11 protein-coding genes and 1 pseudogene are annotated in these 13,300 nt (G+C 71.2%); 5 read left to right on the top strand and 7 right to left on the bottom strand.

The window, feature by feature from the left end; all coding sequences use genetic code 11:
* From AB0B97_RS32405 to AB0B97_RS32390, 4 genes and pseudogenes are all read right to left on the bottom strand, one after another.
* A pseudogene (locus AB0B97_RS32405) lies at positions 1–635 on the bottom strand (4Fe-4S ferredoxin); the annotation flags it as partial.
* Positions 625–3,897, bottom strand: a complete 3,273-nt coding sequence (fdh, locus tag AB0B97_RS32400; RefSeq protein ID WP_357499121.1) for a formate dehydrogenase — start codon at positions 3,895–3,897, stop codon at positions 625–627. The gene fdh and the pseudogene AB0B97_RS32405, both read right to left, overlap by 11 nt.
* An 89-nt stretch (positions 3,898–3,986) precedes the next feature.
* Positions 3,987–4,415, bottom strand: coding sequence for a DUF6069 family protein (locus AB0B97_RS32395; RefSeq protein WP_357499119.1), 429 nt, complete (start codon positions 4,413–4,415; stop codon positions 3,987–3,989).
* Positions 4,412–5,410, bottom strand: coding sequence for an RNA polymerase subunit sigma-70 (locus AB0B97_RS32390; protein ID WP_357499117.1), 999 nt, complete (start codon positions 5,408–5,410; stop codon positions 4,412–4,414). The genes AB0B97_RS32395 and AB0B97_RS32390 overlap by 4 nt, the downstream gene beginning before the upstream one ends.
* Before the next feature lie 235 nt (positions 5,411–5,645).
* Between AB0B97_RS32390 and AB0B97_RS32385 the strand changes: the two genes are divergently transcribed.
* Both AB0B97_RS32385 and AB0B97_RS32380 read left to right on the top strand, forming a co-directional pair.
* Positions 5,646–5,987 carry a hypothetical protein gene (locus tag AB0B97_RS32385; RefSeq protein WP_234591437.1) on the top strand — a complete coding sequence of 114 codons (342 nt, stop codon included), beginning with the start codon at positions 5,646–5,648 and terminating at the stop codon, positions 5,985–5,987.
* The gene (locus AB0B97_RS32380) at positions 5,984–6,643 is read left to right on the top strand and encodes a nucleotidyl transferase AbiEii/AbiGii toxin family protein (RefSeq protein WP_357499114.1); all 660 of its coding nucleotides are present in this window, start codon (positions 5,984–5,986) and stop codon (positions 6,641–6,643) included. Before AB0B97_RS32385 ends, AB0B97_RS32380 begins: the two co-directional genes overlap by 4 nt.
* Before the next feature lie 52 nt (positions 6,644–6,695).
* On the opposite strand, the gene AB0B97_RS32375 is transcribed toward AB0B97_RS32380, so the two are convergent.
* Positions 6,696–7,598: an SDR family oxidoreductase gene (locus AB0B97_RS32375; protein ID WP_357499112.1), complete on the bottom strand. Its 903-nt coding sequence runs from the start codon at positions 7,596–7,598 to the stop codon at positions 6,696–6,698.
* Between the two features lie 166 nt (positions 7,599–7,764).
* Here AB0B97_RS32375 and AB0B97_RS32370 point away from each other — a divergent pair, with 166 nt between their 5' ends.
* A complete protein-coding gene (locus tag AB0B97_RS32370) occupies positions 7,765–9,555 on the top strand; it encodes a 5'-nucleotidase C-terminal domain-containing protein (protein WP_357499110.1) in 1,791 nt (596 codons plus the stop codon).
* A 76-nt stretch (positions 9,556–9,631) separates the two neighbouring features.
* Here AB0B97_RS32370 and AB0B97_RS32365 read toward each other — a convergent pair whose 3' ends face one another.
* Entirely contained in the window at positions 9,632–9,805 is a 174-nt protein-coding gene (locus AB0B97_RS32365) for a hypothetical protein (RefSeq protein ID WP_234591432.1), read from the bottom strand.
* A 163-nt stretch (positions 9,806–9,968) separates the two neighbouring features.
* Positions 9,969–11,123 carry a geranylgeranyl reductase family protein gene (locus tag AB0B97_RS32360; RefSeq protein ID WP_357499108.1) on the bottom strand — a complete coding sequence of 385 codons (1,155 nt, stop codon included), beginning with the start codon at positions 11,121–11,123 and terminating at the stop codon, positions 9,969–9,971.
* A gap of 145 nt (positions 11,124–11,268) precedes the next feature.
* Here AB0B97_RS32360 and AB0B97_RS32355 point away from each other — a divergent pair, with 145 nt between their 5' ends.
* Together AB0B97_RS32355 and AB0B97_RS32350 are read left to right on the top strand one after the other, a co-directional pair.
* A complete protein-coding gene (locus tag AB0B97_RS32355) occupies positions 11,269–11,505 on the top strand; it encodes a hypothetical protein (protein WP_234591430.1) in 237 nt (78 codons plus the stop codon).
* A 42-nt stretch (positions 11,506–11,547) separates the two neighbouring features.
* Positions 11,548–13,011, top strand: a complete 1,464-nt coding sequence (locus tag AB0B97_RS32350) for an MFS transporter (protein ID WP_357499105.1) — start codon at positions 11,548–11,550, stop codon at positions 13,009–13,011.
* Positions 13,012–13,300: the final 289 nt, after the last annotated feature.

Here is a 13,300-nt window from a genome sequence, read left to right as displayed (position 1 = left end):
TGCTTACACACATCCGACATCATCAACCACCGAAAATCCGACCGCTGCTCCACACCGGTACCCCGCCCCGGCGGCTGCCCACCCGGCATCCCCAGGAACTGCGGGCCCGCGCCGTCGTCGGGGGCGTCGCGCGTGACGGTGAGGTGCGGGCCGGGTGCGGCGGCCGGGTCGCCGAGCACGTCGAGCCGGCCGCCGGGGGCCGGCCCTGCGGTGGTCGGGGTGCCGGTGACCATGCGTGCGGCGGCCGACGGGGAGCCGGGCGGCAGGCCGGGGTCGGTGCCGGTCGGGCCGCCGGTGCCGGCGGCGACCGCCGCCGACGCCGCGCTGACCGTCGCGCCGGTCGGCGTGCCCGCGAACGCCGCGCCGCCGTGCCCTGCCGGACGCGGCTGCTCGATGAACGCGACGTGCCGCCACGAGTTCGCGGTCAACGCCCCCGTGTTGTCGTACGACATGCCCAACAGATCCAGGCCGCTGCCCGGAACACCGTTCCACTCCTTGCAGGCCACCTCGCACGCCTTGCACCCGATACACACACTCGTGTCGGTGAAGAACCCCATCCGCGGCGGCGCATCCACATAACCGGCGTCCGGCGCCGGGTCCAGCGGCCCGTAGAGGCTGTTCGGGTCAGGAGCCATCGCGCCCCTCCACGTCCTGGTCGGTGGTGACGGCCGGCGCGTGTCCGCCCGGTGTGATGCCGGCCCGCCGCTGGTAGTCGGCGACCAGGTCGAGCAACGCCGACCCGGTGGGACGGCGGCCCGACAGGACGTCACAGGTGCCGATCTTGCTCTCCTGGATGAGGACGTTGGGGTCGAGGGTGATGCCGAACAGGTCGTTGGCCGAGTCGCCGGTGACCAGGCCCTCGTAACCGAAGTGGTACGGCAGCCACACCTGGTGGATGATCCGACCGTCCACCCGCAGCGGCGTGAGCCGGTCGGTCACCAGCACCTTCGCCTCGATCACCGCGCGCCCGCTGATCAGGTGCGCCCACCCCAGGTGCGCCAACCCTGTCTCGGCGGCCAACTCGGGTGACACCTCGACGAACATCTCCGGCTGCAACTCCGCGAGGGGGCGTACCGTGCGGCTCATCCCACCGGCGGTGTGGTGCTCGGTGAGCCGGCTGACCGTGAACACGTACGGGAAGACCTGGCTGTGGTCCTCGGGTGGGCTCGGGTTGACCGAGTTCACCGGGTGCGCGTACGACTTGCGGGTCGGGTTGGCCTGCTGCCGGTAGAGCGGGTTACGCACCGGCGACTCCACCGGCTCGTAATGGGTCGGCAGCGGCCCGTCCAGCACACCGCTGGGCGCGTACAGCCAGCCCTTGCCGTCGCCCTGCATGACGAACGGGTCGTCGCCGGCGATCCCCTCCGGCCCGGACGCGCCGGCCGGCGGCCGGTACGACGGTGGTTTGGTCTTCTCGAAGTCCGGCACGTCGTAGCCGGTCCACTCGGCCTTCTCCGCGTCCCACCACACGTAGCGCTTGCGCTCACTCCACGGGTTGCCGTCCGGGTCGGCGGAGGCACGGTTGTAGAGGATGCGGCGGTTCGCCGGCCAGGCCCAACCCCACTCGGCGGCCACCCAGTCCTGCTCGTGTCGGGACTTGCGGCGGGCGGCCTGGTTGACGCCGTCGGCGTACACGCCGGTGTAGATCCAGCAGCCGATCGCTGTGGAGCCGTCCGCGCGGGCCTCGGCGAAACTGGACAGCGGACGGCCGGTCGACACGTCGTACCCGTTGATCTCGCGCAGCACCGCCTCGGCGCTCGGCTCTGCGTGCGGACCGTGCGTGGGGTAGTCCCAGGTGAGGTCGAGCAGCGCCCGGTCGCGCGGCAGCGTCGAGTCGGCCAGCTTCTCGCGCAGCTTGCGGCCGAGGTGGTAGAAGAACCACAGCTCGGAGCGGGCGTCGCCGGGCGGCTCGACCGCCTTCTGGCGCCACTGCAACAACCGCTGCGTCTGGGTGAAGGTGCCCTCCTTCTCCACGTGCGAGGCGGCGGGCAGGAAGAACACCTCGGTACGACATTCCTCGGGCACGATCTCGCCGGTGGCCACCTCGGGACCGTTCTGCCAGAAGGTCGCGCTCTCGATCATGAACAGGTCGCGGACGACAAGCCAGTCCAGGTTGGCCATGCCCAGGCGCTGCGCCCGGCCGTGGGCCGAGCCGACCGCCGGGTTCTGCCCGAGCAGGAAGTACCCCTTGATCTTCCCGTCGATCATGTTCAACACCTGCTGGTAGGTGCCGTGGTCACCGGTCAGTCGGGGCAGGTAGCCGTAGCAGTAGTCGTTCTCCGGTGTCGCCGCGTCCCCCCAGTACGCCTTGAGCAGGCTGGCCGCGAACGATCGGGCGTTGCCCCAGAAGCCCTTCTGGCCGGGATGCCGGATGCTGTCCACCCACTCGTCGAACGTGGGGTGCTCGGCGTGGTGCGGCATCGGCAGGTAGCCGGGCAGCAAATTGAACAGCGTCGGGATGTCCGTCGAACCCTGGATGCTGGCGTGACCGCGCAGGGCCATCACCCCGCCACCCGGGCGGCCCATGTTGCCCAGCAGCAGCTGGATGATCGCCCCGGTACGGATGTACTGCACGCCCACGCTGTGCTGCGTCCACCCCACCGAGTAGATCAGCATGCCGGTGCGGTCCCGGCCGGAGTTGGCGGTCCATGCCTGGGCCAGTTCGAGGAACTTCTCCTGCGGAATACCGCACACCCGCTCCACCATCTCCGGCGTGTAGCGGGAGAAGTGCCGCTTGAGGATCTGGTAGACGCAGCGGGGGTGTTGCAACGTCTCGTCCCGTTGGGTCTGCCCGCCGACCTGCGCGCCGTGCGACTCGTGCGCCAACCCCGCGGCGTTGTCGCGCTCCTGGGCGGTGTGCCCGCTGCCGGAGGAGTCCTCGTGGCCCTCGTACTGCCAGCTGTCCTGCACGTAACTGCCGGTCTCGGGGTCGAAGCCGGAGAAGAAGCCGTCGCCGTCCTCGGTGTCGCTGAACCGCTCGCTGACGATCGTCGCCGCGTTGGTGTAGGCGAGCACGTACTCGCGGAAGTCCAGCTCGTTGTCCAGGATGTAGCGCACCACGCCGCCGAGCAGGGCGATGTCGGTGCCGGCCCGGATCGGCAGGTACGAGTCGGCCACCGCGCTGGTCCGGGTGAACCGCGGGTCCACGTGGAAGACCTTCGCGCCCCGGCGCTTGGCCTCCATCACCCACTGGAAACCCACCGGGTGCGCCTCAGCCATGTTCGAGCCCTGGATGACGATGACGTCAGCGTTGGCGATGTCCTGCTGGAAATCCGTCGCACCGCCACGACCGAAGCTGGCCCCCAGACCGGGGACGGTGGCGGAGTGTCAAATACGGGCCTGGTTCTCGATCTGCAAGGCCCCCATCGCGGTGAACAACTTCTTGATGAGGTAGTTCTCCTCGTTGTCCAGCGTCGCCCCACCCAGACTGGAGATCCCCAGCGTCCGGTTGAGCGGCCGGCCCTGCTCGTCGACGTCCTCCCAGGTCTGCTCGCGGGCGGCGAGGACACGGTCGGCGATCATGTCGAGAGCGGTGTCGAGGTCCAGGTCCTCCCACTGCGTCGAGTACGGCCGCCGGTAGCGGACCGTCGTCTGCCGCAGCGGACTGGTCACCAGGCTCTTGCTCGCCGAACCCTTCGGACACAACCGACCCCGCGAGATCGGGCTGTCCGGATCGCCCTCGATCTGCGTGACCTGCCCGTCCTTGACGAACACCCGCTGGCCACAACCCACCGCACAGTACGGGCACACCGAGCGGGCCACGCTGTCGGCGGTGTCGGTGCGGGCGGTCAGGCCGGCCGAGCGCGCGGACTTGGCGGCGGCGCCCCGGCCCAACGGGTCCGTGCCGGTGAGCTGCCGATACACCGGCCAACCCTCGATGAACGTCCGCAGACCCATCTCCGACACCCCCTCCCACGCGAGCGACCTCACGAACATAGGTCAGATGAGGACTCTTCGCTAATCGGGGAGGGGGCGTCGTGGCATCGTCACTCGGCGCGCAGGCTCCATCTCAGCGCGGGGATCATCACGGCCGCGGGAACGAGGTGAAGTCCAACGAGGGCGGTGACGGTGGCGGCGGTGCCCCCGCAGAGCAGGGGCGCGACCAACGAGATCGCGGTCAGCGACACCGCCGTCCACACCCACCGCGCGGCGGGACGCGTACTCCAGCGCAGCAGAGCGGCGGCGATGACGATGCCCACGATCGAGAAGACGCCGGTCACCACGGCGAACCCGGGTATCGGGATCGTCTCGCCACCGGCGGGGACCGCGAAGTCGACGCCGGCGTCCCGGGCGAGCGCGGCGACGACTGTGGTGGCCAGCATCGCCGCGAGCGTGGCGAGGAGCCCCACACCGGCGAGCCCGCGCAGTCGGTGCGCACGGCTGGTCCGGCCCGACGCCGGGGCCGCGGCGGTCACCGGGCACCGTCCGCCGGCAGGCGCTGCGGCAACCCGAGCCGCGGGAACTGGTCGTCGTGGAAGATGACGATCTCGGCGACCGCCCCGCCGGTGACCCGCAGAACGTCGATCGTCAACGGCAGGTACGCGCCCTCGGACTCCCGCCACAGGTAGAAGGCGATGGCGGGCTGCCGGTTCACGGCCGTCAGGACGCCGCGCAGGCGTCCCAGGTCGGCGAAGCCGTCCTGGAGCCAGTCGTTCAGCACCGCGTCGCGGCCGACGTGGACGCCGGGTGTGGGCGGCATCGAGCAGCGCACGTCGTCGCGCAGCATCGCGGCGAGCGCGTCGATGTCCTTGGCCACGCTCGCGTCGGTGAACCGGCGTACCAGCTCGCGCGTCCCGACGTCCTCCGCACCGCCGGTCCAGTCCTGCCGCTCGGCGGGCAGGTGCTCGCGCATGCCGGCGCGGGCCCGTTGCAGCGCGCTGTTCACCGAGTTGACGGAATCCCCGAGCAGCTCCGCGACGTCCTTGGCCGGCCAGCCCAGCACGTCCCGCAGGATCAACACGGCCCGTGGGCGCGGCGCGAGGTGCTGGACCGCCACCAGGTACGCCAGCTCGATCGTCTCCCGCGCGACGGCAACGGCCTCCGGCTCGTCCGCGTCACCCGCCGGCAGTTCGTCGAGCAGCCGGTCCGGGTACGGCTGCAACCACCGCACCTCGCCACCTGTCGCAGGCTCGGGACGGCGTCGGGCGAGCAGGTCCAGGCAGGCGTTCGTGGCGATCCGGTACAGCCAGGCCCGGAACGACGACCGCCCCGCGAAGGTCTCCCGCCGCCGCCACGCGCGAAGCAACGTCTCCTGAACGGTGTCCTCGGCATCCTCGAACGACCCGAGCATCCGGTAGCAGTGCACGTGCAGCTCCCGCCGGTGCCGACCCGCCAGTCCGGCGAAGGCCGACTCGTCGACCCCGTCCAGACCGCCCTCGCCCACCTGCTCGTCCGTGTGCGCACTCGTCACGTCATGCTCCCGTCTCGTCGTGTCCCGTCGCAGGTATGACGGGTGCGGGCCCGACAACTCATCACCGGGTCGGACGATTACTTCGGACGACGCCGGGAAGCGGCCACCCTAGCCCTGCGGAACCGGACGAGCTGGCACGTGTCCGGCAGCTTCCGCGAGCCACGCCGGGCGGGCGCCGAGGCCCGGGGAAGGTCGCTTGAGCGACACCGGGTCCGGCGGGCGTTACCCTGACAGCATGCAGGCCGTCTCGCCCACCGCGACCGGCGTGGCCTTCCTGGCCCGCCCGGGTCGTCCGGCCGTCGTGGCGCGCACCCTCACCGAGCTCACCGGCCCCACCCGCGGCGTGGTCGAGCTGCCGGTGCGGTTGATGTGGAACGCCGAGCGCACCTTCGACCTCGGCGACCCCGACCAGCTGCTCTGGATGTACGAGAATGTGCTGCGTGAGACCGCCAGCGCCGACGACCTGCGCGTCCTGATCAACGGGCGGACACTGCGCCGGGTGTGGCGGCTGCTCAACCTGCCCCGGGGCGTCCGCCTCGCCTGGGAGAGCCGGCACCGCGGCCTGCGCGCGGCGTGATCGCACCCCATCTGCACGAGTTCTACCGGGAGGTGGCCCGGGTGGCGCTGACCGCCGCCGGGCCGTACCGGTTCGTGCTCGGTGGCGGGGTGGCCTGGGCCGCGCACGGCCTGGTCGCCCGGCCGACCGAGGACGTGGACCTCTTCGCCGACGTCGAGGGCGCCGCAGCGGCGGCCACCGCAGGGGTGCGCGGGGCGCTGGAGCGGGCCGGGTTCACCGTCACCGACGCCGACCCGGACAGCGAGCTCGCCGATCTGTTCGACGGGTACGGCCAGGACATGAAGGACTTCGTGGTGAGCCGCGACGGGCGGGAGATCCGGCTCAGCCTGGCCCGGCTGGACCGGCAGCAGAGCCCGGTCGTGATGGACCTCGGCCCGGTGATGGACGTGCGCGACCTGGTCGCCAACAAGATCGCGGCCCTGGTCAACCGGCGGGAGGTCCGCGACTTCATCGACGTGGCGGCGGCGCTGGAGCACTACGACGTGACGCAGCTGCTGGTGCTCGCCCGGCAGGTCGACCCCGCCCTGGACCCGGCCGACGTGCGGGCCGCCGGCCGCTACCTGGACCGGCTGTCCGACAAACGGTTCGGCCGCTACGGCCTGGGCGCCGACGACGTCGCGCGGGTGCGCCACCGCTTCGCCACCTGGCCTCGCTGAGCACGAACACGCACCGCCGGGTGGCCGCCACGGCGACCACCCGGCGGCCGGATCACTTGGTCGGTCGACCGCCGGTGACCCCCAGGATCTCGCCGGTCACGTAGCTGGACTCCTGGGAGGCGAAGAAGACGTACGCCGGCGCCAGCTCCGCCGGTTGACCGGGGCGGCCCTCCGGGGTGTCGGTGCCGAACTGCTTCACCTTCTCCTTCGGCATCGTCGACGGGATCAACGGCGTCCAGACCGGGCCGGGAGCCACCGCGTTGACCCGGATTCCCTGCTCGGCGAGGTCGGCCGCGAGAGCCTTGGTGAAGTTGGCGATCCCCGCCTTGGTGGTGGCGTAGTCCAGCAACTGCGGCGACGGGTCGAACGCCTGGATCGACGCCGTGTTGATGATCGCCGAGCCCTCCGCCAGGTGGGGGATGGCGGCCTTGCACAGCCAGAACATGGCGTACAGGTTGGTCTTGAGCACCCGGTCGAACTGCTCGGTGCTGATCCCGAGGATGCCCTTGTCCTGCGACATCTGGTACGCCGCGTTGTTCACCAGGATGTCGATCCCGCCCAGGTCACGCACCGCCCGGTCGACGAGCTCCTGACAGTGCGCCTCGTCGGTGATGTCGCCGCGCACCGCAATGCCGCGCCGACCGGCGTCCTCGACGAGCCGGACGGTCTCGCGGGCGTCGGCGTCCTCCTGGGCACTGAGGTACGAGATGAGCACGTCGGCGCCCTCACGGGCGAACGCGATAGCCACGGCCCGACCGATCCCCGAGTCACCTCCGGTGATCAGTGCCCGCTTGCCGTCCAGCCTCCCGCTCCCCCGGTACGACTCCTCACCGTGGTCCGGCTTCGGCGTCATCTCCCCCGTCGAACCGGGCGGCGACTGCTGCTGGCCCGGCGAACCGGACTGCTGGCCGTACTGGCTGGTCGGGTCCTGCTGGGTGTGCTGGTCCTCGCTCACCGACATCTCCTCGCACTGTGCGGACTACTCCCCCGTGACCTCGTCCAGAACGCCCTACCCTGCAACGACCTGCGGAAACCGGGGCTGGCGTGGCGCAAGTGACAGGCGCTGGTTATGGTGCGCGAGGCGCTCACGAGGCGCGTCCACCCCCATGGAAAGGCACGTCATGACCTCTGGATCCGGCCCGTCGCGTCGCCAGGTGCTCGCGGTCGCCGCCGCGGCGGCGACCGCCCCGCTGATCGCCGCCGCCCCCGCGCAGGCGGCCGGCGCCGCCCGGTCGCGCACCTGGGACCTCACCCTCCTGGGCACGTCGGACACGCACGGCAACGTCTACAACTGGGACTACTACCGCGACGCCGAGTACGACGACAGCAAGCACAACGACATCGGCGTCGCGAAGCTGGCGACCCTGATCAACCAGATCCGCGCCGAGCGGCGCGGCAAGGCCACGCTGGTCCTCGACGCCGGCGACACCATCCAGGGCACTCCCCTCGCCACGTACTACGCCAAGCAGGAGCCGATCACCGCCACCGGCGAGAAGCACCCGATGGCCCGCGCCATGAACGTCATCGACTACGACGCCGTGACGCTGGGCAACCACGAGTTCAACTACGGCCTGCCGCTGCTGGACCTGTGGATCCGTCAACTCGGCTTCCCGGCGCTCGCCGCGAACGCGATCAACGCGAAGACCGGCAAGCCCGCCTTCCTGCCGTACGTCATCAAGAAGGTCTCCCTCGGCTTCGCGGCGCCGACCCTGCGGGTCGGCATCCTCGGCCTGACCAACCCCGGCGTGGCCATCTGGGACAAGGGCAACGTCGAGGGCAGGCTGCGCTTCGACGACATGGTGGCGACCGCCGCGAAGTGGGTGCCGATCATGCGGGCGCGCGGCGCGGACCTCGTGCTGATCTCCGCACACGGCGGCGACAGCGGCACCTCCAGCTACGGCCCGGAGCTGCCCAACGAGAACCCGGTGGCCCTGATCGCCCAGCAGGTGCCCGGGATCGACGCGATCCTCTTCGGGCACGCCCACAACGAGGTGGTCGAGCGGTTCGTCACCAACGAGCGGACCGGCGCGCAGGTGCTGCTCTCCGAGCCGTCGAAGTGGGGCCAGCGGCTCACCCGGATGGACTTCACCCTCGCCCGTGAGCGTGGCCGCTGGACGATCACCAAGAAGGCCGCCACCATGCTGAACACCAACTCGGTGGTCGAGGACCCGAAGGTCCTGGCCGCGGTGCGCACCCAACACCAGAAGACAGTGGCGTACGTGAACCAGGTGGTCGCGCAGTCCACCGTGGAGTTGTCGGCGGCGGAGTCGCGGTACAAGGACACGCCGATCCTGGACTTCATCAACCACGTGCAGACCGAGGTCGTCGACGCGGCGCTGGCCGGCACCGCGTACGCCGACCTGCCGGTGCTGTCGATCGCGGCGCCGTTCAGCCGTACCGCTGTCTTCCCCGCCGGCGACGTCAAGATCCGTGACGTGGCCGGGTTGTACGTGTACGACAACACCCTCGAGGCGGTCGTTCTCAGCGGCGCCGAGGTCCGGGCGTACCTGGAGTACTCGGCGAAGTACTTCCGCACCCTCGCCCCGGGAGCCCCCGTGGACCCGGAGCAGATCAGCGACCCGGCCGTGCCGGACTACAACTACGACGTGATCTCCGGCCTGGACTACGACATCGACATCTCCAAGCCGGTCGGCCAGCGGATCACCCGGCTGGTGCTGCCCGGCACCGACACCCCTGTGGCGGACGACGCGCAGTTCGTGGTGGCGGTGAACAACTACCGGCGCAGCGGCGGCGGCAACTTCCCCGGCATCGTGAAGACCCAGGTCTACAACGCGCAGCAGGAGATCCGCCAGCTGCTGATCGACTGGGCGCAGGCCAAGGGAACGATCAACCCGGACGACTTCTTCCAGCCCAACTGGCGACTGGTACGCGAGGGCGTGCCGGTCTTCTGACCGCAGAACGTCGGCGGGCCGTGGGTGGCGACACCCCGGCCCGCCCGTTCGTCTCCCGGCCCGCCCCGTTCCGGTCTCAGCCCTGCACGTTCCAGCGGATCGGGTCCTCGGCCTTCTCCGGCCGGTCCCGCCCCGGATCGGTCTCGGTCAGCGCGACCCGCTCGTCCGGGCGTACGGCGGGCGGCAACTCCCCGAACCGGATGTGGCGCAGGAACGCGTACTCGTCCTCGGTGAACGGCTGCTCGGCCATCGGCACCCCCTCCTACTCCGCCATTGTCTGACGGCCGGTCGCCCGCGGCACCGGTCTGTCGGCTGACGGTCCCTCGGCTGTCGGTGCGAGCCGACACACCGCGTAAGGCATCCTAGGATCCTGGGTGTATGGCGTGGGCCGGTGCGCCATCGGCAGGCGTTGGTCAGGGGTGGATGCTGGCTGCCGGCCGGCGCGGGGCGGGCAGCCGGTCCAGCACCGCGAGCGCCGCCCGGACCGGTCGACGTCGCAGCATGTCGTCGAAGCTCGCCCGCCCCTGACAGAACCGGACGAACATCCGCCAACCCGGCGGGGTCGCCAACAGGGCGTGGAAGACCTCCGGTCGGCGGGTGAACAGGTCGAGCAGCCGGAACCCCGCCCGCATCTCCGGCGTCAAGCGCTCGGCGACCGCCCGCTCGTACCCGGCCAGGTCACCGTCGGCGACCGCCGCGCCGGCCATCTCCCCGGAGCGCAGCGCGAAGCTGATGCCCTCGCGGCTCCACGGCTCCAGCAGCCCGGCGGCATCCCCCACCACCAGCACACTGCCGTTGCGCAGCGGGGAGTCCTCGGCGCGGCAACGGGTCAGGTGACCCGAGTCGTGCTCCGCCGGCAGCCCGGTCAGCCCCAACCGGTCGACGAACTGCCGCAGGTAGGCCCGCGTCCCCTCCCCCGCGCCCCGACCCGCGATCACACCGACCGTCAAGCGGTCGCCCTTCGGAAACACCCAGGCGTACGAACCGGGCATCGCACCCCAGTCCAACAGCAGCCGCCCGCGCCAGCGCTCCTGCTCGGCGGGCGGCACCGGCACCTCCAACTCCAGCCCCAGGTCCACCTGCTGGTAGCGCACACCCACATGTCGGGCGGTCACCCCCGAGGAACCGTCCGCGCCGATCACCGTGCGGGCCGTGAGCGTCGTACCGTCGGCCAACCGCAGGCGTACCCCCTCGGGGTCCTGCTCGATCGCGCGGACCGCGACCTGCTCGCGCATCTGCGCGCCGGCGGCCACTGCCGCCGCGCGCAGCCGGTCGTCGAACTCCTCGCGGCGCACCATGGTCACCACCGGACTGCCGTTGCGGCGGGTGAACTCACGCCGGCCGTCGCGGGTGAACGTCACCCGGTCCACCCGGTCGTGCGCGGGCACGTCGATGCGGCCGCGCACGGCCGCCAGCGACGTGCCGATCAGCCCACCGCCGCACGTCTTGTACCGCGGGTGCGCGGCCCGCTCGACAACCAGCGTACGAACGCCGGCGCGGGCCGCGGCGTGTGCCGCGGAGAGCCCGGCGGGGCCGGCGCCGACGACGACGAGATCCCAGACGATCACGGTTGCAGCCTAGGGCACCCTCCGCCGGGCGGCCCCGGCACGGCGCGCTGCCAACCGCCCGATCGGGTGGGCATCTTCGGTCAGGCACGGGGTAACCGGCCTGGCGCGACCGTCCGCGCCGAGCGGGCGGGCAAAGGAGGAGATCATGCAGCGGGTGCAGCTGTCGGACGTCGAGCAGCGCGTGTACCAGGCGGTCACCGCCCTCGAAGCACGTGGCCAGGTGCCCTATCCGGAACTGATCGCCGAGGGATCCGGTCTGACCGAGGAGCAGGTGCACACTCCACTGCACCAACTCACCGAGAAGGGCCTGCTGCACCGCGAGGACTCGCCGATGGCCGGCCTCGACTTCGGCCCCCGATTCTGCGCCCGCCAGATGGCGTGACCCCCGACGATTGGCCCCCGCCTGCCGGGGTAGCGGTCAGGGATGCATGATCGACCGTCAACGGGGGGCACCATGAGCGCGGCGCGCGAGCCGCAGCCGGTCGACGCGGCGGAGAACCGCCGGCGCTGGCAGGCCGTCGGGGTCGGGCTGGTCGCCGCGTTCATGACGCTGCTCGACGTGAGCATCGTCAACGTCGCGGTGCCCTCCATCGACCGGGCGCTGCACGCCTCCCCGAGCGACCTGCAGTGGGTCCTCTCCGGTTACGCGCTGACCTTCGGGCTGGTGCTCGTACCGGCCGGCCGCTTCGGTGACTTCCGCGGACGGCGCAACGCGTTCGTCTTCGGCATCGCGCTGTTCACCCTGACCAGCGCGCTCGCCGGCCTGGCCACCTCCCCCACCTGGCTGGTCGCCGCCCGACTGCTCCAGGGCGCCGCCGCCGGCATCATCAACCCACAGGTGATCGGGTTGATCCAACAGCTGTTCCGAGGGCCGGAACGAGCCCGCCCGTTCGGTATCCTCGGCGCCACCATCGGCATCTCCACCGCCGTCGGGCCGCTGCTCGGCGGGCTGCTCATCGCCCTCGGCGGCGAGGAGCACGGCTGGCGGTGGGTCTTCTTCGTCAACGTGCCGGTCGGCATCGTCGCGGTGGTCCTCGGGTGGCGGCTGCTGCCCGGTCGACCCGACGGCCAGCCCGGTCGACGCCGGCTCGACCCGATCGGTGTGCTGCTGCTCGGCGTCGGCGTGGTGCTGATCCTGCTGCCACTCGTCCAGGAACAGCAGTGGCGTACGCCGTGGAAGTGGGCGCTCATCCCCGCCGGCCTGGCGGTGCTCGTCGCCTTCGGGCTGTGGGAACGGCGGTACGCGCGGCACCACGAACCCCTGTTCGACCTGCACCTGTTCAGCTTCCAGTCGTACACGCTCGGAGCGCTCATCGCGCTCGTCTACTTCGGCGGCTTCACCGCGATCTTCTTCATCTTCACCCTGTTCCTGCAGAACGGGCTCGGCTACAGCGCGCTCGTCGCCGGTCTCGCCATCACCCCGTTCGCGCTCGGGTCCGCCGCCGCGTCCGCACTCGGGGGACGCATCGTCAACCGCTTCGGCCGTCCCCTGGTCGCCATCGGACTGCTCGCCGTGGTGATCGGTCTGGCCGCCACAGTGCTCGCACTGCACCTCGCGCCGGACGCCCCCGCGCCCTGGGTCACCGCCGCGCCGCTGCTCGTCGCCGGCATCGGCAGCGGACTGGTCATCGCCCCCAACCAGACGCTCACCCTCGCCCAGGTGCCGGTCGACCAGGCAGGCAGCGGAGCCGGCATGCTCCAGACCGGCCAGCGGATCGGAGCGGCGGCCGGCATCGCCGCGGTCGGCTCGATGTTCTTCTCCTCGCTCGCCGACAGTCGCGGCAACTGGACGTCGGCCTTCGAGAAATCGCTCCTGCTCGCCACGGGGATCATCGCGCTCGCGCTGGTCGCCGCACTGATCGACATCTTCCGCGGCAACCACGACTGAAAGCCCCGGGGGTACGCGCGCCGCCCGACCCGACGCGCCACAGAGGCCGACATGCCGCCCGGCCCGACGGGCCAGCATGCCGGTCGGGCCGACGCGCCCCACGGGCCGTCATGCCAGTCGCCGGTCAGTCACTGGCCGGGCACAACAACGCCTGACGCCGGCCGCCCCTAGATCTTGGACAGTTTCCGTCAGCTGGGCGGGCTCAACCGGTGGTTGCAACACCGAGTAGCTGGGCCATTTTCTCACCGGGGGTGGCCCAGCCGAGGGTCATGCGGGGGCGGTCGTTGAG

Source organism: Micromonospora sp. NPDC049004, assembly GCF_040649315.1.
Taxonomy (GTDB): Bacteria; Actinomycetota; Actinomycetes; order Mycobacteriales; family Micromonosporaceae; genus Micromonospora.
This window is presented reverse-complemented; position numbering and strand designations above follow the sequence as displayed.